The sequence below is a fragment of the Microvirga guangxiensis genome (assembly GCF_900102135.1).
Classification (GTDB): Bacteria; Pseudomonadota; Alphaproteobacteria; order Rhizobiales; family Beijerinckiaceae; genus Microvirga; species Microvirga guangxiensis.
This window is the reverse complement of the sequence record NZ_FMVJ01000003.1, coordinates 338040-359278: the sequence shown is the minus strand read 5'-3', so window position 1 is coordinate 359278 and position 21239 is coordinate 338040. Positions and strand designations below refer to the sequence as shown.

Here is a 21239-nt window from a genome sequence, read left to right as displayed (position 1 = left end):
TTATAAGCCTTATGCCCCACGAGCAAAGCGCCAAAAGTCTAAGGGACGCATGGCTGACTTGTTCTATCCTGTCCTTGACATCGCAGGCTCTGGGGCTTTGATCGCACCAGCACTATCTAATCGGACAGAGAGTCATAGGAGACAGGAATGGCCCAGGACAGCATCGTCATTGTCGGCGCCGCGCGCACGCCGGTCGGCTCCTTCAACGGCGCTTTCGCCAACACCCCGGCCCATGAGCTGGGCGCGACGGCCATCAAGGCGGCGCTGGAGCGCGCCAAGGTGCAGGCTGAGGAGGTCGACGAGGTGATCCTCGGTCAGATCCTCACCGCAGGTCAGGGCCAGAACCCGGCCCGTCAGGCCGCCATGGCGGCAGGCGTGCCGCAGGAAAAGACCGCCTGGGGCCTCAACCAGCTCTGCGGCTCGGGCCTGCGCACGGTCGCCATCGGCCTCCAGCAGATCGCCAACGGCGATGCCAACATCATCGTGGCCGGCGGCCAGGAATCCATGTCGCTGGCCCCGCATGCGGCCTACATGCGCGCTGGCACCAAGATGGGCGATTTCAAGCTCGTGGATACGATGCTGAAGGACGGCCTGATGGACGCCTTCAACGGCTACCACATGGGCAACACCGCCGAGAACGTGGCGCAGCGCTGGCAGCTCACCCGCGAGGAGCAGGACCAGTTCGCCACCGCCTCCCAGAACAAGGCCGAGGCCGCCCAGAAGGAAGGCCGCTTCAAGGACGAGATCACGCCCGTCACCATCTCGTCGCGCAAGGGCGACATCGTGGTGGAGCAGGACGAGTACATCCGCGCGGGAACGACCATTGACGCGCTCGCCAAGCTGAGGCCCGCCTTCTCGAAGGAAGGCACGGTGACCGCAGGCAACGCCTCCGGCATCAATGACGGCGCGGCTGCCCTGGTGCTCATGACCGAATCCGAAGCCCAGAAGCGCGGTCTCACCCCGCTCGCCCGCATCGCCTCCTGGGCGACTGCCGGCGTCGATCCTGCGATTATGGGCACGGGCCCCATTCCCGCTTCCCGCAAGGCGCTGGAGAAGGCCGGCTGGAAAGTGCAGGACCTGGAACTCGTCGAAGCCAACGAGGCGTTCGCCGCTCAGGCGCTCGCGGTCAACAAGGATATGGGCTGGGATCCGTCGATCGTGAACGTGAACGGTGGCGCCATCGCCATCGGCCATCCGATCGGTGCATCGGGCGCTCGCGTGCTCGTGACCCTGCTGCACGAGATGGGCCGCCGCAACGCGAAGAAGGGCCTCGCTACCCTCTGCATCGGCGGCGGCATGGGTGTCGCCATGTGCCTTGAAAGATAAGCCGCCTGGAGCGCTGAGGAATTTCGCAAGTGCAACATCCCTGCGGTGTTGCACCTGATCGAAAGGAGGGCTTGCGCTTTCGAGGGAGCGCAAGCCTTTTTCGTTAGACCGAAAGGCTTAAACGAAATAGCGGACCTACACCCTTTCCCAGTCCGCCACATGTAATAAGCTGAGACTGGAAGTCGCCGGATCAACGGCACTCCATCACATGAAGGGATCCATGAAGATCCGCTCAGAAAAAGCTTGAGGGAAGGAAATTCCATGGCGCGCGTTGCATTGGTCACCGGAGGCACTCGCGGCATCGGCGCCGCGATCTCATCGGCCTTGAAGCAGGCAGGCTACAAGGTTGCCGCGAATTACGCAGGCAATGACGAGGCTGCAAACCAATTCAAATCGGAAACGGACATTCCCGTTTTCAAATTCGACGTTTCCGATCCGGCAGGATGCGAGGCCGGCATTCGCGCAGTGGAAGCGGAACTCGGCCCCGTCGACGTTCTGGTCAACAATGCGGGCATCACCCGCGACGGCATGTTCCACAAGATGACCTTCGACCAATGGTCAGCCGTCATCCGCACCAACCTCGATTCGATGTTCACCTGCACGCGCCCCGTCATCGAGGGCATGCGCGAACGCGGCTTCGGGCGCATCATCATCATCTCCTCCATCAACGGCCAGAAGGGGCAGATGGGCCAGGCGAACTATTCCGCCGCGAAAGCGGGCGTGATCGGCTTCGCCAAGGCGCTCGCCCTTGAGAACGCGAACAAGGGCGTCACGGTCAACGTGATCGCGCCGGGCTACATCGCCACGGAAATGGTCAAAGCCGTGCCGGAAGAGGTTCTGAAATCCAAGATCCTGCCGCTCATTCCCGTTGGGCGCCTGGGCGAAGCGGAAGAGATCGCGCGCGGCGTGCTCTTCCTCGCAGGCGACGATGCGGGCTTCGTCACCGGCTCGACGTTGAGCCTCAACGGCGGGCAGTACATGGCTTAAGACGGCGTCATTCCGGATGCGGCCCGGCCGCGATCCGGAATCGCAGATCGCCCATGGCGCCATAATCTGCACAAGACCCCGGATCTGTACTTCGCCTCGACCGGGATGACGTGCTAGGTGGCGGTCACCATGACGACACGCACCGCCACCACCATCGGCCTCACGGCCATCCTGCTCTGGTCCCTGCTCGCCCTGTTCACGGCGGCTACGGGCACGATCCCTCCTTTCCAGCTCAACGCCATGTGTTTTCTCGTCGGCGGGCTCGTGGGCATGGCGAGCTGGATCGCGCGGCCGGAAGGGGTCAAGGCCCTGAAGCAGAAGCCGGTGGTCTGGGCGCTGGGCTTAGGGGGCCTGTTCGGCTACCACGCGCTCTATTTCGCGGCGCTTCGCTGGGCGCCGCCCGCGGAATCCGGTCTCATCAATTATCTCTGGCCGCTGCTGATCGTGCTGTTCTCCTCGCTCCTGCCGGGCGAGCATCTGCGCCGGGCGCATCTTGTCGGCGCCCTCCTCGGCTTTGCAGGCGTGATCGTGCTCATCGCCGGGCGGGGCGCATTCGATGCGCGCTCGGAATATCTGCCCGGCTACCTGTGCGCCTTCGTCGCCGCTTTCGTGTGGGGCGGCTATTCCGTGCTCTCGCGGCGCTTCGGGCAGGTGCCCACCGATGCGGTGGCGGGCTTCTGCCTCGCCACATCGCTGTTGAGCTGGATCTGCCATCTCGCGTTCGAGACAACCGTGTGGCCGGAGAACACGACGCAATGGCTCGCAGTCCTGGCGCTCGGACTCGGTCCCGTAGGCGCGGCGTTCTATGTGTGGGACATCGGCATGAAGCGCGGCGACATTCGCCTGCTCGGGGTCGCATCCTATGCGACGCCGGTGCTCTCGACGCTGCTGCTCGTGCTCGCAGGCTATGCGGAGCCGACGCTCACGCTGGCGCTCTCGTGCGGCCTCATCGTCGCCGGTGCGCTGGTGGCGACGCTAACGCCTAAAGCATTTTCCGGCGAAGTGGCCTCGGTTCGCCGTAAGAGAATGCGATAAAGCAGCTCTTAGCTAGACCGCCCGGGCATGACCCGGTGCCTGTAGCCATAGGCGATCTCGAAGCCCAGCGCCCTGTAGAGCGAATGCGCGACCTCGTTTTCCTCGCGCACCTGAAGATAGGCGCTGTGCGCGCCCTGCCCGCATCCCCAAGCCATGAGGCTTGAGACGACGCGGCGGCCGAGGCCGATGCCGCGCAGGTCGGGCGCGACGACGATGTCGTACAGGCCGACATATCCACGCTCCACGACGCCGAGCCCCCAGGCCACCGGCTTATCGTCAAGGCTGAGCGTGGCGAAAGCCGCTTTCTGACGAATGCGCGAGACGATCTTCATCAGCGTCTCGTCATCGGACTTGTCGCCACCGTAAGAAGCCGCGGCCTCGCGCACCCAGCGCTTCGATGCCTGCGGCGCGAGCTCCACCTCCGGATCGGGCTCGCAATCGGCCTGCGGGATAGGCGCCACGAGCACATGCGTCGGCTCGATCTCCTTGAAGCCGCGCAGCCTCAGGCGCTCGTCCACGTCCGCCGCCTGCAGCCCGTTCAAGCGGAAGGTGGGACGCACATTCGCCTCGACGAAGCGGGCGATCATGTAATCGAGCAATTCCTCGTCGAGAGCCGCATGCGGCAGGAGGGGGGTCGCGGAATTGGCGCGCTTCGAATAGCCGTTGGCAAAGCGCAGGATCCATCCGTCATAAGCCTGATAATCGAACGAAGGCCACGCATTCAGAAGCCTGCTCTCAAGCCCGATGATGAGGCCGTGATCATTCATGAGATTTGCCGCTCCTGCCGTGCCGCGTTGCCGTCAGAACGTGTTCTTCCATTCGCGCAGGGATTGAAAGACCTCTACGGGCGCAGCACCTTCCTTATGAACGGTTTTCGCCACACTAAGCTCCCCTGCCCTCAAGAATGGGTTGGTGGCCTTTTCCTGTTCAATGGTCGACGGCACCAGGAAGCGGCCTTCCGCCTTCGCCTGCTCGGCTTGCCTGACGCGCGCCTTCAGCGCAGCATTGTCGGGATCAGCTGCAAGCGCGAAGCGCGCATTGGAGAGCGTGTAATCATGACCGCAATACACCTGCGTGTTGTCGGGCAAGGCGGCAAGCCGCTGCAGCGACTTCCAGAAATCGGCGTACGTGCCCTCGAACATGCGCCCGCAGCCGAGAGTGAAAAGCGTATCGCCGGCGAACAGCGCACGATCTTGTTCGAACCAATACGAAACATGATCCGCGCAATGGCCGGGCGTCTCGAGAACGCGCGCCTCGAGAGTCCCCACCAGCACGCCGTCGCCTTCGCCCACCCAGACATCGGCGGAGGGCACCGCCTCGCGGGCCTTGGCGGGCGCCACCACCCGGCAGCCGGTGCGGCGCTTGAGGCCGTCGATCCCCTGCACGTGATCGCTGTGGCGGTGAGTGACGAGAATGTCGGTGAGCGTCCAGCCCTTCTCGGCGAGGGCCGCGAGGATCGCTTCCTCCTCCGGCGCGTCGATGGCTGCGCAAGCGCCGGTATTGGGATCGTGGATCAGAACACCGATATTGTCCTGCAGGCAGAGAAAGGCGTGTATCTGGGCTGACATCGAGGAAACCTGTCTTGATGCACTTTGAGCTATCATGGAACACTCAAGGGGTGAAACCAGTCCCCATGCGATGGATACGCTCCGTCGAAGCAGATCGAGAGGCATCCTGACGAGGCCATGAGCATCGATATCACCGATCTGCGCAGCTTTTATGCGAGTCCCCTCGGCACCGTGACCCGCCGCTATGTCGGACGGGCCATCAACCGGTTCTGGGGACCGCTGACAGGCCTGCGCGTGCTCGGGCTCGGCTATGCGCCGCCCTATCTTTCGACCGCCCGGAGCGAAGCCGAGCGGACCATCGCCTTCATGCCCGCCCATCAGGGCGTAGTGAACTGGCCGAGCACGGGCGCCTCGGCTTCGGCTCTCGTCGATCCGCTCATGATGCCCCTGCCAGACGCCTCCATCGACCGGGTGCTCGTGGTGCATGCCCTCGAAACGGTGGAAAGTCCGAGCGAGCTTCTGCACGAGATCTGGCGCATTCTGACGCCGGGCGGACGCATCATCATGGTGGCTCCCAACCGGCGCGGCCTGTGGGCCCGCATGGACACGACACCCTTCGGCTATGGCCAGCCCTATAGCCGCTCGCAGCTGAAAAGTCTCATGCGGCAGACCTGGTTCTCGCCGGAAGGCTGGGCGGAAACCCTCTACGTGCCGCCGCTCACCAGCCGCCTGGTGCTCGGGACTGCCCAGGCCTGGGAGAGCATCGGCGCCGGCTTCTCCCTGCCGTTCGCGGGCCTTCACATCGTGGAGGCCACCAAGCAGCTTTATCGCCCCGGAACGGTCATGGCGGTACGCCGCTCCCGCCGTACCGCCCCGGTTTTCGTACCGGCAACTGCGTCCCGAATTGGGGATCTTCCTTGATTTTGCCCGGTTTTAGGGGAGTAAGACGGGGCTCAACTTGACTTGGGGCCCCTGAATCGCCAGTGTCCGCCCCGCTCCGGCAAGGCTATTCCCTCACGCCGGCTTTCATCTTTATAGAGTCTGATGCGCAGTTATCTCGATTTCGAAAAGCCCGTCGCCGAGCTTGAGGCGAAGGTCGAAGAGCTCCGGGCCCTGGGTGAGAACGGCAATGCCGTCTCCATCTCCGACGATGTCTCGCGCCTGGAGGTCAAGGCGGCGGACGCCCTCAAGGATCTCTATTCCAAGCTCACGCCCTGGCAGAAGACCCTGGTCGCGCGCCACCCGCAGCGGCCTCACTTCGTCGATTACTGCGCCGGCCTGATCACCGAGTTCACGCCCCTCGCCGGCGACCGCAAGTTCTCCGAGGACGAGGCCATCCTGGCCGGCTTCGGGCGCTTCCGGGGCCAACCGGTCTGCGTGCTGGGCCAGGAGAAGGGCCACAACACGGAAACCCGCATCCGGCACAATTTCGGCATGGCGCGTCCTGAGGGCTACCGCAAGGCCGTGCGCCTGATGGAAATGGCGGACCGCTTCGGCCTTCCCGTCCTCTCCTTCGTGGACACCGCCGGCGCCTATCCCGGCATCGAAGCGGAGGAGCGCGGACAGGCCGAGGCCATCGCCCGCTCCACCGAGGCGCAGCTGGGCCTTGGCGTGCCGAACGTTTCCCTTGTCATCGGCGAGGGCGGCTCGGGCGGCGCGATTGCTATCGCAACCGCCAACAAGGTGCTGATGATGGAGCATGCCATCTACAGCGTGATCTCGCCCGAAGGCGCGGCCTCGATTCTCTGGCGCGATGCCGCCCGTGCTCAGGACGCCGCCACGAACATGAAGATCACCGCCCAGGATCTCCTGCGGCTGGGAATCATCGACGGGATCGTGACCGAGCCCGTGGGCGGCGCGCACCGGGACCCGCAGGCCGCCATTCAGGCCGCCGGCAACGCCATCGAGGAAGCTCTCCACGACCTCGGCAACATGGGCCCCGCGGAAATTCGGGATCACCGGGCCGAGAAGTTCCTCAATATCGGCCGCAAGCTCTAAGCAACGCCCAAGATTCCAAACCGGGGCTGCTCTTTCACGAGAGCAGCCCTGAAGCTTTCGGAACCCTGGCTCCTCCAAAGGCATGCCTCTCCGGGAGGATAAGCCCAGCAATACATTCCCCCGAAGAGGCGAATTTACCTCTCGTTAACCATCACAACATGACGGCTCCGCTTGCAGTAAGGGCCAGTTAAGGCTAACGGTTTAAGGGTTAAGGGGAACTGTCAGGCATAACGCCGGCAGATCAGAAATGCGGGGTCCCCCATGATGAAGCGTATTGCTATGGCCGCGAGCCTGATGCTCGCGCTTGCTGCCTGCCAGGACGGCAATCTCACCAAAGGCTCCACCCGCCATCTTCAGCCGATTCCGCCGGCCGCCATGGCCCTCATGTCCTCCAAGGGCATGAGCAAGGAAGATCCGATCCTGATCCGGGCCTATAAGAAGGAATCGGAGCTGGAGATCTGGAAGCGCAGCTCGAACGGCAAGTACGCCCTGCTCAAGACCTATCCCATCTGCCGCTGGTCCGGCCAGCTCGGCCCCAAGACCCGCGAAGGCGACCGCCAGGTGCCGGAAGGCTTCTACACGGTTACCCCGGCGCAGATGAACCCCAACTCGAATTTCTATCTCTCGTTCGACACCGGCTATCCGAACGCCTTCGACCGCTCGCTCGGCCGCAACGGCGGCGATATCATGGTCCACGGCTCGTGCTCCTCGCGCGGTTGCTTCGCCATGACGGATCAGAACATCGCCGAAATCTATTCCATCGCCCGCGAAGCCTTCGCCAGCGGCCAGCGCGCCGTCCAGTTCCAGTCTTATCCGTTCCGGATGACGGCCCAGAACCTGGCCAAGCACCGTCTCGATCCCAACATCGCCTTCTGGAAAAACCTGAAGGAAGGTGCCGACACCTTCGAGGTAACGAAGGAAGAAGTGCCGGTGGCCGTGGCAGGGCGTCGCTATCAGTTCAACGCCGATCCCACCGTCGTAGCCGCCGTGGCACAGAAGCACGCCCAGGATGAGCAGCAGGTGGCCGAGCTCGTCGCCAAGGGCACGAAGCCGATCAAGCTCGTCTATCATGACGGCGACACGCACGAATCCTTCCGCACGGCGCTCGCCAATGTGTCCGGCGTGACCGACAGCAGGCTCGGCTATGTGAGCCGCACCGAGGGCATCTCTTCCGGCCCGCAGCAGATCGCGCTTGATGACAGCGGCCGCGAGACCCTCGACACCCCGTCCACGGCACTGGCCTTCGCTTCCATGCGGGAAGTGCCCGCCGAGTCCTCTGAGCCTCTGGTCGCCCGCGCCGTGCCCCAGTCCGCTGCCCCAGCGCCGGTGGCAACGGCCTCCACTGCACCTGCCTCGTCGCAGGAGACACCCTTCTACAAGAAGATGTTCGGCGGTGTTGCGGATCTCTTCAGCCCCTCGCCCTTGCAGCCGGCCGCCGAGACGGCACAGGCCGCCCCCGCCCTGCGTACGGCCCCTGTCCACAAGCCTGTGCCTCAGAAGAGAGTGCAGAGCTCCACCCCGGTCAATGTGGCAGTCGCCAACTAAAAGGTTCTAAAAGGTTAAGGAGCGCCCACTCGTTCAATGCGAAAGCCCAGCGCGATGGCCGGGCTCGTCCTAGCTATCCACGTCGTTGAGCCATATAGCTGAAAGGTGCGGATCCTGGAGCAGCTCTGAAAGATGACGTAAGGGAATTTAGACTCCACAACAAAAGCCTGCCACTGGCAAGCCTTCGCCTATGCGAAGATTCTCATTAGAGAGGTGGGTCGATCAGCTATAGTCGGCGATTATCTCCTGCAACTCTCTTTCCGTAAGCAAGGCGAGCTTTCCAAGAGTTGTCTGGCCTTTAGCCTGTGCGAGAGCTGCTAGAATGCTGCAGATAAGAGTTTCGTCGCTTGCTGGTGCAAGATGGACTAGGGCGAGTTCAGGGACTCTCTTCCACGCCTCCTGATAAGCCGGCTCAAGCCACTCGGGAACAGGCGGATTATGCTCGCTGAGGCGAGCCTCCTCGATTGTGGAAATTAGAGCATATGTGTTCCAGTCAGGCTTCTCCGTATGTGCAATGATACGGACAATCTCTGGAACTGCGGCGTAGGACGCAGAGCCGACATCACCTTGATGGTAGAGGTTCTCCCACAGCTCTTCCCAGGCAAGCTCAGCCTTTCCCTGCTCAATGGCCTGCAAGGCTGGGCGAGGATCGTAGGGAATTCTATATCCACCAATCAATCCAGACCAGTGATCACCTTTTTCCTGCATATAATAACCCTATAGCGGAATGTCTGCCCCGCTACTGTATAACGGCAAAGAAGCCCAGCTCAAAGGCTGGGCTTCTAAAACTGCCTTAGCTCTCGCCTTAAGCCACAAACTGGCCGTGGCAGTGCTTGAACTTCTTGCCGGAACCGCAGGGGCAAGGCTCGTTGCGGCTCACGCGACCCCAAGATGAGGGGTCGTTCGGATCGCGCTGAGCGCCCGTGGACGGGTTGATGGCGGTCGCGGCAAAGCCCTGAGCCCCGCCTTCGCCGAAGGCCGCGCCCTGCGGCATGTCGAACTCGTTCTCGCCGGTGGCGGGATCGAGATGCTGCGGGAACATGGGCGGCAGGGTAGCGGCTTCAGGCTGCTGGAAGACAACCTGGATGCGCATGAGCTGGCCCGTCACCTGCTCGCGCAGGTGGCCGACAAGGGAGTTGAAGAGTTCGAAGGCTTCCGACTTGTACTCGTTAAGCGGATCGCGCTGGGCAAGACCGCGCCAGCCGATGACCTGCCGCAGGTGGTCGAGGGTCACGAGGTGCTCGCGCCAGAGATGATCGAGGCTCTGCAGCAGAACCTGCTTCTCCACATAGTTCATGACCTCGGACGAATTGGCTTCCACGCGCTGCGCGTAAGACTCGTCCGCCGCCTTGGTGATGCGCTCGCGGATCTCGTCGTCCGCGATGCCTTCTTCCTTCGCCCATTCCTCGATCGGCAGGTCGAGGTTGAGGAAGTTGACGACGTTCTGCTTCAAGCCCTGAACGTCCCACTGCTCCGCATAGGCGTTCTCGGGGATGGCGCGAGCCACGATGTCCTCGATGACGCCGTGGCGCATGTCGTCGATGGTGTCGCGCACGCTCTCTTCCGCCATGAACTCCTTGCGCTGCTCGAACACGACCTTGCGCTGGTCGTTCATGACGTTGTCGTATTTCAGGATGTTCTTGCGGATGTCGAAGTTGCGCGCCTCGACCTTCGCCTGCGCCCGCTCGATGGCCTTGTTGATCCAAGGATGGATGATGGCCTCGCCTTCCTTCAGGCCGAGCTTCTGCAGCATGCCGTCCATGCGGTCGGAGCCGAAGATGCGCATCAGGTCGTCCTGGAGCGACAGGTAGAACTTGGAGCGGCCCGGATCGCCCTGACGGCCCGAACGGCCGCGCAGCTGGTTGTCGATGCGCCGCGACTCGTGGCGCTCGGTGCCGAGCACGTAGAGACCGCCTGCCGCGAGCGCGCGCTCCTTGAAGGCCACGACCTCGTCGAGGATTTCCTTCTCGCGACGCGCGCGTTCCTCGCCCTCGACGCCGACGAGCTCGCGCTCGATGCGCATCTTGGCGTTACCGCCGAGCTGGATGTCCGTGCCGCGGCCTGCCATGTTGGTGGCGATGGTGATCGCGCCCGGCACGCCGGCCTGCGCGACGATGAAGGCCTCCTGCTCGTGGAAGCGGGCGTTCAGCACCGCGAAGTGCTTCGTGCCGCGTCCGGCGCGCGCATCTCGATAGAGCGGCTCCAGCGCCTGCGGGTCCTCGAAGTCGATGAGCTTGTAGCCTTCCTTGATGAGAAGCTCCGCGAGCATCTCCGACTTCTCGATCGAGGTGGTGCCCACCAGGATCGGCTGGCCCTTGGCGGAGGACGCCTCCACATCGCGGATGACCGCCTTGTAGCGCTCCTCCATCGTGCGGTAGACCTCGTCGTCATCGTCGATACGGGCGACGGGACGGTTGGTGGGGATCTCCACCACTTCGAGATTGTAGATCTCGAGGAATTCGTCCGCTTCGGTGGCGGCCGTGCCGGTCATGCCGCCGAGCTTGTCGTAGAGGCGGAAGTAGTTCTGGAACGTGATCGACGCGAGGGTCTGGTTCTCGGGCTGAACCTGCACGCGCTCCTTGGCCTCGAGCGCCTGGTGCAGGCCTTCCGAGTAGCGGCGGCCCTGCATCATGCGGCCGGTGAACTCGTCGATGATGACCACTTCGCCATTGCGGACGATGTAATCCTTGTCGCGCTGGAACAGGGTGTGCGCGCGCAAGGCCTGGTTCATATGGTGCACGAGGGTGGCGTTCTGCGCATCGTAGAGATCGCCCTCCTTCAGGAGGCCCTCCTGGCGCAGCAGCTCCTCGATCTTCTCCGTGCCGTCCTCGGTCAGCGCCACGGAGCGCTGCTTCTCGTCGACCTCGTAATCGCTCTTGTCGAGGCGCGGGATCACCTTGTCGATAGCATTGTAGAGCTCGGAGCGGTCGTCGAGCGGGCCGGAGATGATGAGCGGCGTGCGAGCCTCGTCCACGAGGATCGAGTCCACTTCGTCGACGATGGCGAAGTTGTGCCCGCGCTGGACCATCTGCGCCATCTCGTACTTCATGTTATCGCGCAGATAATCGAAGCCGTATTCGTTGTTGGTGCCGTACGTGATGTCGGCGGTATAGGCCTGGGCGCGCTCGGCGTCGTCGAGGCCGTGGACGATCACGCCGACGCTCATGCCGAGGAAGCGGTAGATCTGCCCCATCCACTCGGAGTCGCGCTTGGCGAGGTAGTCGTTCACCGTAACCACGTGGACGCCCTTGCCGGAGAGCGCATTGAGGTAGACCGGCAGGGTCGCCACCAGGGTCTTGCCTTCACCGGTGCGCATCTCGGCGATCGAGCCCTCGTGGAGCACCATGCCGCCGATGAGCTGCACGTCGAAGTGGCGCTGGCCGAGGGTGCGCTTGGCCGCCTCACGGACGGTGGCGAAAGCCGGAACGAGGAGGTCGTCCAGGGTCTTGCCGGCGGCGAGCTGGGCCTTGAACTCTTCCGTACGGGCACGCAGCTGCTCGTCGGACAGGGCCTCCAGCTCGGCCTCCATCGCGTTGATGGCCGCGACCTTGGGCCGATAGGACTTCAGCCGGCGATCGTTGACCGAGCCAAAGATTTTCTTCGCGAGAGAACCGAACATCGAGAGCCTTCGAAAATTCCATAAATCCGGAGATAAGGGGCTTTGGAGCCGCCTTATAGACCTAATCATGTAGAAACGCATCTTAAAGGCCGTGCCTGAATGGCGCAGCCTTAACGTTCCTCAGCCGACCCCAAATAGGGCCGCGCCGTGCGAGATGCTGTGGCATAAATATGCCATCGCTTGCAAACGTAAACACGTTGGGCCATCTCATCGGTGCTGTCCGTGGGCTCGATCAGCCCACCAGAGGATCATTCATGCTGCCACTTACGGTTCGTAAAAGCCTTCTCGCCCTCGGCACCGCCCTGCCCCTCATGGCAGGCGCCGCCTATCTCCAGACCTCTCTGGCCCAGACGCCCCCCGCCTCGGCCCCTGCCACCTCCCCGGCGGCCGTGCCCGCCGTCGACCCCGCCAAGGTGGTCGCCCGGGTGAACGGCGTGGAGATTACGGAAGGGGATCTGGCGGTCGCGGCCGAGGATCCGGCCCTGCAGATGCCGAATGTTCCCGACGAGCAGAAGCGCGAGATGCTGACCGGCTATCTCATCGACCTGAAGCTCGGCGCCAAGGCCGCCGAAGATGCCAAGATCGGCAGCGGCGCGGACTTCGCCCGCAAGCTCGCCTATAACCGGGACAAGACCCTGCTGGACGCCTATCTCGAGGAAACGGCCAAGAAGGCCGTGACGCCCGAGGCCGCCCGCAAGCTCTACGATGAAACCGTGAAGAACATCCCTGCCGAGCAGGAGGTGCGCGCACGCCACATCCTCGTGGAGAACGAGGACGAGGCCAAGAAGGTCGCGACCCGCGTGAAGGGCGGCGAGGACTTCGCCAAGGTTGCCGGTGAAGTCTCCAAGGATCCGGGTTCCAAGACCGATGGCGGCGATCTCGGCTTCTTCACCAAGGACCGCATGGTCGAGCCCTTCGCCGAGGCCGCCTTCAAGCTCGAGCCCGGCCAGATCTCCGATCCCGTGAAGAGCCAGTTCGGCTGGCACGTGATCAAGCTCGAGGAAAAGCGCGCCAAGCCCGCGCCGAGCTTCGAGGAGACCAAGGATCAGGTCGAGGCGTATCTCGGCCGCAAGGCTCAGCAGGACCTCATCATGAGCCTGCGCAAGGATGCCAAGATCGAGAAACTCGACGACAAGGGCAACCTGGTCGAACAGAAGCAGCCGTAAAGATCACGGCATTGGATTCAAAGGGCGGCCTTCAAGGCCGCCCTTTTTGCGTCTGGGATGGTCTCGGTTTCGAGAACCGAGGTCACTTGTTCGTCCGGCCCATGCGGTTGGGATCGACGCCGCCCTCGCGGTTCGTCTGGTTCTCCACGTCGCCCTGGAAGGTCGACCCACCGTCGAGGTCGCGCGGGTCTTCGCCGCTCATGTTGGAACCCTTGGAGCGTCCGATGCCCGGATCCACATCGAGGTCGCTGCGCGGTCGTTCCTGGGGCTGGGTCTTGGGGTGCTTGCCGGTCATGAAGGCCTCCGTTGTTTTCAGATTGGGTCAACGAAGACACATCACCGGCGTTCCTGATCCTCGGCCGTGCAGCTTTGACTTGACAAAAAGCCTTAAAAAACCACAGGTCGCGTTTCCTAACGGTATTCCATCCGCCCCATTCCGAGACCCATCGCATGTCCAAGACCGTGTCTCCCCTCGCACCCAAGACGTTCCCGACCCTGCCCGCCATCGAAGGCGTGCGGCTCGCGACTGCGGAGGCCGGCATCCGATACAAGAACCGGACCGACGTTCTCTACGTGACGCTCCCGAAGGAGACGACGGTGGCAGGCGTGTTTACGCGCTCCAAATGCCCCTCGGCTCCCGTCGATTGGTGCCGCAAGAACCTTGCCAAAGGCACCGCCCGCGCGCTCGTGGTGAATTCCGGCAATGCCAATGCCTTCACCGGCAAGAAGGGCGCGGAAGCCGTGAAGCTCACCGCCGAGATCGCAGCGGAAGCCGCAGGCTGCCGCGCTTCGCAGGTTTTCATCGCCTCCACCGGCGTGATCGGCGAGCCGCTCGACGCGACGAAGTTCCAGGGCGTGCTGGAGGCTTGCGAGAAGAAGGCGAAGCCCTCCGCTTGGCTCGATGCGGCGAAAGCCATCATGACCACCGACACCTTCCCGAAGGTGGCGACCCGCACGGCCACCATCGGCGGCGTCGAGGTGACCATCAACGGCATGGCCAAAGGCGCGGGCATGATCGCGCCCGACATGGCGACCATGCTCTCCTTCATCTTTACCGATGCGCCGATTGCGGCACCCGTGCTGCAGGCGCTCCTGAAGAAAGGCGCCGACAAGAGCTTCAACTGCGTGACGGTGGACAGCGACACCTCCACATCCGACACGCTGATGTTCTTCGCCACCGGCGCTGCCGCGGCCCGCGGCGCACCCGCGATCTCCCTGCCGAGCGACCGCCGCCTGAAGGAATTCCGCGCAGCTCTCGAGAGCCTGCTCTGCGATCTCGCTCAGCAGGTCGCCCGCGACGGCGAAGGCGCGCGCAAGTTCGTGACCGTGAAGGTGACGGGCGCAACCGGCGCCACCTCCGCCAAGCGCATCGCCATGGCGATTGCCAATTCCCCGCTCGTCAAAACGGCGGTGGCCGGCGAGGACGCCAACTGGGGCCGCGTGGTCATGGCGGTCGGCAAGGCGGGCGAGCCTGCCGAGCGCGACAAGCTCGCCATCTGGTTCGGCGACATCCGCGTGGCGGTAAAAGGCGCGCGCGATCCGGAATACAGCGAGGCGAAGACCTCCGCCTACATGAAAGGCGATGAGATCACGATCCGCGTCGATCTCGGCCTGGGCCGCAGCGAGGCCACCGCATGGACCTGCGACCTCACCAAGGCTTACGTGGAAATCAACGGCGATTACCGTAGCTGATCGGCCCGATCAGGGAACGACGGTCACCTGCCGCTTGACCGAAATGCGCATCGGACCGCCATGCGCGTCCGTTCCGATGAACACATAGGTGAACTCATCGGAACCCTTGTAGCCGGGCTTGGCGATGTAATAGGCGCTCATGTTCTGAACCCCGGCTTTGCCGACCCTCGGCATCTGCGTGATCTTGACCTCGGAGATCGCCCCCTCGATGCCGTTGAGGCCGAAGGCGCACCCGGTTCCGGCTTTCACCGTGAGCGGGCCTTCGATGTCTGCCGAGTAACCGGGGATTGGAACGGGCGCGCCTGAGCATGAGGCATCGGCTTGGCTTGCCATGCCGGTGAGAGCGATGAAGCTGGCAAAGGCGAAAGTCTTTATGTTGGACGTCATGAGATACTTCTTTCAGAAGAGGCAATGACGAACTTTATAACATAATAATAATTCCCATGGCTATTCGGACGATTGTCATTCGCCATGGAATCTGATGAGTGACGATCCGACATGACCACGAACACCTTGCCTCTCAAGCTCACCCTCGTCGTTGCCGTCGCTCTGGTCGACGCGGACAACCGCATTCTTCTGGCGCAGCGGCCGGAGGGAAAGCAGCTGGCGGGGCTGTGGGAGTTTCCGGGCGGCAAGGTCGAGCCCGGTGAGCGGCCCGAGGAAACGCTGATCCGCGAGCTGCGCGAGGAGCTCGGCATCACCGTGAAGGAGCCCTGCCTCGCACCGCTGACCTTCGCGAGCCATGGATACGAGAGCTTCCACCTGCTGATGCCGCTCTACATCTGCCGCCGGTGGGAAGGCTTCGTGCAGCCCATGGAGGGTCAGGCCCTGAAATGGGTGAAGCCGCAGGAGCTGCGCAGCTATCCGATGCCGCCGGCGGACGAGCCGCTGATCCCGTTCCTTCTCGATCTTCTCGGCTCTTGAGATCATGTCCGCCCAGCCTGCGGGAGCGAGCTCCGCTCCGACGCCAGCCTTCATCCTGTCCAATCTGCTGATCTGCTCCCTGTTATGGGGCAGCGCGTTCTTTTTCGTGAAGCTCAGCGGAAACCTGAACCCGTTCGTGCTCGCCTCCATGCGCGGCGTGATCGGGGCAACGTCGCTTGCCGCGTGGTTCCTGTTTCAGGGCAAGAGCATTCTGCCTCAGCGTCATGAGCTGCCGGTCTGGGCTTTCCTGGGCACCTTCAACGGCTGGCTGCCGAATGTGCTCGTAGCCTATGCGCTGACGCAGCTCGCCACGGCGCCGGCTGCGATGATCCAGGCGTCCTCTCCGCTCATCGTCGCCGCCATCTCCCATCTGATGTTCGTGGACGAGAGGCTCACGCCGCAGCGGTTCCTCGGCGTTCTCGTGGGCTTTGCAGGCATGGGCATCCTGATCGGTCCGGCGGCCCTGCCCGACAGCGGCATCAGCCTCACCGGAATCATCGTCATGGTGCTGGTGTCGTGCAGTTATGCGGCGGCGAATGTCTATGTCCGCACCGTCAAGAACGTGAACCCCGCGCGCATGGCGCTCGGTCAGCAGATCGGCTCGGGCACAGCCGCAACCGCGCTTGCGCTCGTGATGGCGGGACCTGCGGCCTTCGCTGCCGTTCCTTCGAGCATCGTGCCGCTTCTGGCCCTTGGCGCCTTGTCGACGGCTCTGCCAATCCTTCTCTTTATGCACCTGATCCGCCGCACAGGCCCGACACGCGCTTCGATGGTGGGCTATCTCGCTCCGGTCTGGACCATTCTTCTCGCGGTTCTGTTCCTGAACGAGAGCGTGGGCCTGCGCGAACTCCTCGGCGGCGCGGTGGTGCTCGCAGGCGTCGCGCTCGTGTCCTTTACCGGTAGGCTCAAGCGAGCCGGTTGAGCGCCTCGCGCGTTGCCAGCGGGATGTCGACGGGGCGCTGGGTTTCCCGATCCACATAGACATGGACGAAGTGCCCCTGCGCCGCGGCAAGCTCCCCACCCTCCCTGAAGATGCCGATCGCGTAGCGCACTGATGAGCGACCGAGATGCGCCACGGCGATACCGGCTTCGAGCTTTTCAGGGAAAGAGACGCTCTCGAAATAAGTGCAGCCTGTCTCGACCACAAGGCCGATCACGGGAGCGCTGGCGAAGTCGAGCAATCCCTGCTCGATGAGCCAGCCGTTCACGGCACTGTCGAAATACGAATAGTAATGCACATTGTTCACGTGCCCGTAGGCATCGTTGTCCATCCAGCGCGTGGCGATGGGGCGAAAGAGTTTGAAGGCGGAACGGGACAGCCGCGCGGGACGCTCTGGCATGAGACGCCTCACCAGGCCGCTTCGTAGATGGCGCGCGCGTCGGCCAGCAACAGCGGACGCGGGTTGTTCACGAGCAGGCGCGTCTGCTTCATTGCGTCCTCCGCCAGCATCGGCAGCGTATCCTGGGGAATGCCGACATCGCGCAGACGCGGCGGGAGATCGACTTTTCCGCACATGGCAGCCAGCGCCTCGACGAACGTGTCCGCACTGGCGTCTCCTTCAAGCTCAGGAAAAGCATGCGGCGCGAGCTCCGCATAAGCCCGCTCGCAGGCGCTGGCATTGAAGCGCAGCACATGCGGCAGCACGAGCGCGTTGGACAGGCCATGCGGCACGCCGAAATGGCCGCCGATTGGATAAGCGAGCGCATGCACCGCCGCCACAGGCGAGTTGGCGAAGGCCTGTCCCGCCAGCATGGATCCGAGCAGCATCGCGGCCCGCGCCTCGACATCCTGGCCGTGATGCACAGCGCGTTCGATGTTGCGCCCGAGCAAGTGCAGCGCCTCCTTCGCAAGCGCTTTCGAGACCGGATTGTTGTTGGCGCTCATTGACGTATAGGCCTCGATGGCGTGAACCATCGCGTCGACGCCGGTGGCGGCCGTTACATGCGGCGGAAGGCCCAGCGTCAGATCGGGATCGAGCAGCGCGATGTCGGGGATGATGAGCGGCGACACCACGCCTTTCTTCTCATGCGCGCCGGTGGTCACGATGGAAATCGGCGTGACCTCCGATCCGGTGCCGGCGGTGGTCGGAACGGCGAGCAGCGGAAGCCTCGGCCCTTTCGCAACGCCGACGCCATAGATCTCGGGCAGGTCCTCGCCGCTCCGCGCGAGCAATGCCACGAGCTTCGCCACATCGATGGACGAGCCACCGCCGAAACCGATCACGGCCCGCGCGTCGAAGGCCTTGGCCTTCGCAACAGCGGCCTGCACGATCGCCTCGGGCGGGTCGGCGACCACGCCATCGAACACATCGACGGCGAGGCCCGCTTCTTCCAGGGCGTATAGCGCCTTCTCGAGGAGGCCTGCCCTCACCAGACCGGCATCGGTCACGAGCGCGATGCGCGGACCGAGATGCCGCGCCGCGATCTCGCCGATCCGCGCGATGCTGCCTGAGCCGAAGACAAGCGATGGAGCTGTGTTGAACGTGAAGGGCTGCATGGGGCGATCCGTTTTGCCGAAGAGTGGAGCCAAGGCGCTGCTTCAGCAAGCCCCACTAAAAGCCCAGCCGCCCGAGCGTCCTCAGTCGCGGAACTCCTCGATGTCGTCGACCTTCTCCGGATAGAAGGCGATATGTTCCCTGATGGCTGCAACCGACGGCGAAGGCTGCTCATAGCTCCAGGCCGCGTTCTCGCGCACCAGGCCGCCGCCGCTGACCGTGAAATACGAGGCGTCGCCCTTGTAGGGACAGTGGCTTACATGATCGGTGGAATCGAGGAGATCCATTCGCACATCCTGCCGCGGAATGTACTGAACGGGCGGGAGCGTGGCTTCCTGAAGAGTCAGCGCCTGCGTCGTCTCGGCGATGATGAAGCCGCCGAGCATGACCCGGATTCGGTGCGGGTTCTGCGTGATCGTGATCGGATGATCCGGTCCGGGTTCTTTCATGACACGGGGCTCTCCAGCACTTGATCTCTGGAGAACGGAACTAGGGCTTCCCGGTTGCAGCCCAAGGCCATTGCTACGAAAGATCATTCTTTCTCCGGTTGAGCAGGGGTCTCTCCCTCCTTCACGCCCAAGGCATCGGCGAGCCGCATCTTGGCCGAGCCCGGCGCCAGGGGCTTCTGCTGGCTCTCGTGGGGCGTCCAGCCGGAGAGCCACACGATCTCAAAAGTCGCGGGAATGCGCCCGTCCGGATCGGCAAATCGCTCGGCATACACTTCAGCCGCGCGGATCAGCGTGCCGCGTTTCAAAGGTGTGCGGCGGCGGTCGTTGAGCGCATTGGTCAGCCCCATGGCGCGCAGGTCGCGCATGAGAGCGAAGGCATTGGCATAGCGCACGCGGATGATGTCGGAATCCGTCACCGGCAGGGCAAAGCCTGCGCGCTGCAGCAGGCCACCGATGTCGCGCAGATCCGCGAAGGGCGCCACGTGCGGGCTGACCCCGCCCTCCAGCTCGGCCTCGGCCTGGGTGAGGGCTTGGCGCAATTCGTTCAGGCTCGAGCCGCCAAGCAGCGCTCCGACGAACAGGCCATCGGGCTTGAGCGCGCGGCGGATCTGAATGAGCGCGCCGGGCAGGTCGTTGACGCCCTGAAGCGCCAGAAGGGACACGGCGAGATCGAACTTCGCGCCGGAGAAGGGAAGCCGCTCCTCATCGCCGAGCACGCTGCCCGGCTCGGGCGTGGGCGAGAGGCGCACCATGCCCTCCGCTAAGCCGCTCCGCAGCAGCACGTCGGCTGCCAAAGGCGTCGGCGTTCCTACATCGAGGGCGAGGGAGAAGGTGCGCAGCACCGTCGAGAGCCGCTCCTGCAGATCCTCGACAGCACGAGCCAGGAGAAAATCCGCATAGCCGGCCTTCAACGCACGGGCGAGGCGCAGGCGGACAAGGGAGCGGTCGAAAACCAGAGGTGTGCTCATAAGGCGCTGGATATGGCGTGGAATGGGAAAAGCGCAAAGAGGTTTTGTGCGCACTGAGGTATTCTTCCATCTCTCTTACGGGCAGAGGTAAGGGTCGGGCAGTCAGAGCGCTGCGCGTTTTTCAGCCAGAACGCACGACAGCCGACAGTGTCATTCCCGGCCGGAGCGCAGCGGAGGGGAGGGGAAGGGAAGCCACCCACACGCACTGCGCTATGGATCCCCTTCCCTCGCTGACGCTCGCCGGGGATGACATCACTGGTTCACCCTCTCACCCAGTCAGACCACCCCACCCCTGCCCCTCCCCTCAAGCGGAAGGGAATAGTATCTCGCTCTTCAACTTCCGATCGGCTACGCTTGAGCCATGTCCCTGGAAACCCAACCGAGCCACCTTTCCTCCAAGATTGCGCTGTCCTTCGGCTCACGGTTGGCAAAGGCCGCGCTCGGCCTGATCTATCCACCCAGCTGCATCGCCTGTCAGGGCGCGACCGGCGAGCCTCATGGCCTGTGCGCCGCGTGCTGGTCAGGCATCCGCTTCATCGAGCGCCCGTTCTGCGAGCGGCTCGGCACGCCGTTCCAGGTCGATCTCGGCCAGCCCCTGCTTTCGCCCGCGGCCATCGCCGACCCGCCGGTTTTCGAGCGGGCCCGGGCGGCGGCGGAATATGACGGTACTGCGAGCCTGCTGGTGCACCGGCTGAAATACAATGACAGGCTGGAGCTGGCCCGCGCCTTGGGGACTATGATGAGCCGGGCAGGTGCGGAACTGCTGACGGACGCGGATGTGATCGTGCCGGTTCCGCTTCATCGCTGGCGATTGTGGCAGCGGCGCTTCAACCAGGCCATGGCCCTGGCTCAGGTCGTCTCTCAGGAGAGCCGGGTGCCCTGCGATCCGTCGCTCCTCCACCGCATCAAGCGAACGCGCCGGCAGGTTGGCCTCTCCAAAGCGCAACGGCAGGAGAACCTCCAGGGCGCCTTCCGCGTGCCGCCTGACGCCAAGGTCCGGCTGAAGGGCAAGCGGGTGCTGCTCATCGACGACGTGCTCACCACCGGCTCCACCGCCAATGCCGCCTCAAGGGCGCTTTTGCGGGGCGGCGCGGCCTGCGTGGACATTCTGGCCTTCGCGAGAGTTGTTACAGAGACATGATTGTCCCTATATCAGGGCCACGCTACGGAGAGATGCATGCCGTCCATTACGATCTACACCAAGGGCTGGTGCCCCTATTGCTCGGCCGCGAAGGAACTGCTCAACAAGAAGGGCGCCGCCTTCACCGAGATCGACATCGAAAAGAAGCCCGAAGCCCGGGCGGAGATGATCCAGAAGGCCAACGGGCGCACCAGCGTGCCGCAGATCTTCATCGACGGGAAGCATGTGGGCGGCTGCGATGACCTTTATGCCCTTGACGACCGGGGTGAGTTGGAGCGCCTCCTGGCCGCATAGTCGTGGCAGAGTGATGTAGGTCTGCTATAGCAAGCTAAGGACATCGCCACCTCTGAGCCCAAGCCTTGCATAACGATATATCGTATGTAGTA

The 21239-nt window shown here is 63.6% G+C and carries 22 protein-coding genes; 12 read left to right on the top strand and 10 right to left on the bottom strand.

Translation table 11 applies throughout. The features are described from left to right. Nucleotides 1-147: 147 nt before the first annotated feature. From BLP10_RS05270 to yddG, 3 genes are all read left to right on the top strand, one after another. Nucleotides 148-1326: an acetyl-CoA C-acetyltransferase gene (locus BLP10_RS05270; RefSeq protein WP_091131242.1), complete on the top strand. Its 1179-nt coding sequence runs from the start codon at nt 148-150 to the stop codon at nt 1324-1326. A 261-nt stretch (nt 1327-1587) separates the two neighbouring features. Further along, nucleotides 1588-2313 carry an acetoacetyl-CoA reductase gene (gene phbB / locus BLP10_RS05265; RefSeq protein ID WP_091131237.1) on the top strand — a complete coding sequence of 242 codons (726 nt, stop codon included), beginning with the start codon at nt 1588-1590 and terminating at the stop codon, nt 2311-2313. A gap of 129 nt (nt 2314-2442) precedes the next feature. Beyond that, the gene (gene yddG, locus BLP10_RS05260; RefSeq protein WP_091132084.1) at nt 2443-3348 is read left to right on the top strand and encodes an aromatic amino acid exporter YddG; all 906 of its coding nucleotides are present in this window, start codon (nt 2443-2445) and stop codon (nt 3346-3348) included. An 8-nt stretch (nt 3349-3356) separates the two neighbouring features. Here the strand turns inward: yddG and BLP10_RS05255 are convergent, their stop codons facing one another. Together BLP10_RS05255 and gloB are read right to left on the bottom strand one after the other, a co-directional pair. Further along, nucleotides 3357-4115: a GNAT family N-acetyltransferase gene (locus BLP10_RS05255; RefSeq protein ID WP_091131234.1), complete on the bottom strand. Its 759-nt coding sequence runs from the start codon at nt 4113-4115 to the stop codon at nt 3357-3359. 33 nt (nt 4116-4148) lie between these two features. Next, nucleotides 4149-4916 (bottom strand): hydroxyacylglutathione hydrolase, encoded by a 768-nt coding sequence (gene gloB, locus BLP10_RS05250; protein ID WP_091131231.1) that lies wholly within the window; start codon nt 4914-4916, stop codon nt 4149-4151. Nucleotides 4917-5033: 117 nt separating this feature from the next. Here gloB and BLP10_RS05245 point away from each other — a divergent pair, with 117 nt between their 5' ends. From BLP10_RS05245 to BLP10_RS05235, 3 genes are all read left to right on the top strand, one after another. Beyond that, nucleotides 5034-5777, top strand: coding sequence for a class I SAM-dependent methyltransferase (locus BLP10_RS05245; protein WP_091131229.1), 744 nt, complete (start codon nt 5034-5036; stop codon nt 5775-5777). Nucleotides 5778-5900: 123 nt separating this feature from the next. Beyond that, nucleotides 5901-6854 (top strand): acetyl-CoA carboxylase carboxyltransferase subunit alpha, encoded by a 954-nt coding sequence (locus tag BLP10_RS05240; protein ID WP_091131226.1) that lies wholly within the window; start codon nt 5901-5903, stop codon nt 6852-6854. A gap of 261 nt (nt 6855-7115) precedes the next feature. Beyond that, entirely contained in the window at nt 7116-8399 is a 1284-nt protein-coding gene (locus BLP10_RS05235; RefSeq protein ID WP_091131222.1) for a L,D-transpeptidase family protein, read from the top strand. Between the two features lie 222 nt (nt 8400-8621). Here the strand turns inward: BLP10_RS05235 and BLP10_RS05230 are convergent, their stop codons facing one another. Beyond that, nucleotides 8622-9107 (bottom strand): hypothetical protein, encoded by a 486-nt coding sequence (locus tag BLP10_RS05230; protein WP_091131218.1) that lies wholly within the window; start codon nt 9105-9107, stop codon nt 8622-8624. A 97-nt stretch (nt 9108-9204) separates the two neighbouring features. Beyond that, on the bottom strand, nt 9205-12018 hold the full coding sequence (gene secA / locus BLP10_RS05225) for a preprotein translocase subunit SecA (RefSeq protein ID WP_091131214.1): 2814 nt from the start codon (nt 12016-12018) through the stop codon (nt 9205-9207). Between the two features lie 254 nt (nt 12019-12272). Here secA and BLP10_RS05220 point away from each other — a divergent pair, with 254 nt between their 5' ends. Beyond that, nucleotides 12273-13184: a peptidylprolyl isomerase gene (locus BLP10_RS05220; RefSeq protein WP_175493785.1), complete on the top strand. Its 912-nt coding sequence runs from the start codon at nt 12273-12275 to the stop codon at nt 13182-13184. A gap of 82 nt (nt 13185-13266) precedes the next feature. On the opposite strand, the gene BLP10_RS05215 is transcribed toward BLP10_RS05220, so the two are convergent. Further along, nucleotides 13267-13479 (bottom strand): hypothetical protein, encoded by a 213-nt coding sequence (locus BLP10_RS05215; protein WP_091131210.1) that lies wholly within the window; start codon nt 13477-13479, stop codon nt 13267-13269. 155 nt (nt 13480-13634) lie between these two features. On the opposite strand from BLP10_RS05215, the gene argJ reads away from it, so the two are divergent. Continuing rightward, nucleotides 13635-14876 carry a bifunctional glutamate N-acetyltransferase/amino-acid acetyltransferase ArgJ gene (gene argJ, locus BLP10_RS05210; protein ID WP_091131206.1) on the top strand — a complete coding sequence of 414 codons (1242 nt, stop codon included), beginning with the start codon at nt 13635-13637 and terminating at the stop codon, nt 14874-14876. A gap of 9 nt (nt 14877-14885) precedes the next feature. Here argJ and BLP10_RS05205 read toward each other — a convergent pair whose 3' ends face one another. Then, entirely contained in the window at nt 14886-15263 is a 378-nt protein-coding gene (locus tag BLP10_RS05205) for a hypothetical protein (protein ID WP_091131202.1), read from the bottom strand. A 111-nt stretch (nt 15264-15374) separates the two neighbouring features. Here BLP10_RS05205 and BLP10_RS05200 point away from each other — a divergent pair, with 111 nt between their 5' ends. Then, on the top strand, nt 15375-15800 hold the full coding sequence (locus BLP10_RS05200) for a (deoxy)nucleoside triphosphate pyrophosphohydrolase (protein ID WP_091131199.1): 426 nt from the start codon (nt 15375-15377) through the stop codon (nt 15798-15800). Nucleotides 15801-15804: 4 nt separating this feature from the next. After that, entirely contained in the window at nt 15805-16722 is a 918-nt protein-coding gene (locus tag BLP10_RS05195; RefSeq protein ID WP_091131196.1) for a DMT family transporter, read from the top strand. Here the strand turns inward: BLP10_RS05195 and BLP10_RS05190 are convergent. The 4 genes from BLP10_RS05190 to BLP10_RS05175 form a co-directional block, all read right to left on the bottom strand. Beyond that, complete coding sequence (locus BLP10_RS05190; protein ID WP_091131194.1) at nt 16706-17140, bottom strand: acyl-CoA thioesterase; 435 nt, start codon at nt 17138-17140, stop codon at nt 16706-16708. The two genes, BLP10_RS05195 and BLP10_RS05190, sit on opposite strands and share 17 nt — an antisense overlap. 8 nt (nt 17141-17148) lie before the next feature. Continuing rightward, nucleotides 17149-18297, bottom strand: a complete 1149-nt coding sequence (locus tag BLP10_RS05185; RefSeq protein ID WP_091132078.1) for an iron-containing alcohol dehydrogenase — start codon at nt 18295-18297, stop codon at nt 17149-17151. Nucleotides 18298-18378: 81 nt separating this feature from the next. Continuing rightward, nucleotides 18379-18744, bottom strand: coding sequence for a DUF427 domain-containing protein (locus BLP10_RS05180; RefSeq protein WP_091131191.1), 366 nt, complete (start codon nt 18742-18744; stop codon nt 18379-18381). An 83-nt stretch (nt 18745-18827) separates the two neighbouring features. After that, the gene (locus BLP10_RS05175) at nt 18828-19712 is read right to left on the bottom strand and encodes a methyltransferase domain-containing protein (protein WP_091131188.1); all 885 of its coding nucleotides are present in this window, start codon (nt 19710-19712) and stop codon (nt 18828-18830) included. A gap of 361 nt (nt 19713-20073) precedes the next feature. On the opposite strand from BLP10_RS05175, the gene BLP10_RS05170 reads away from it, so the two are divergent. Then, nucleotides 20074-20853: a ComF family protein gene (locus BLP10_RS05170; RefSeq protein WP_091131185.1), complete on the top strand. Its 780-nt coding sequence runs from the start codon at nt 20074-20076 to the stop codon at nt 20851-20853. Nucleotides 20854-20889: 36 nt separating this feature from the next. After that, complete coding sequence (gene grxC / locus BLP10_RS05165; protein ID WP_091131181.1) at nt 20890-21147, top strand: glutaredoxin 3; 258 nt, start codon at nt 20890-20892, stop codon at nt 21145-21147. Nucleotides 21148-21239 lie beyond the last annotated feature (92 nt).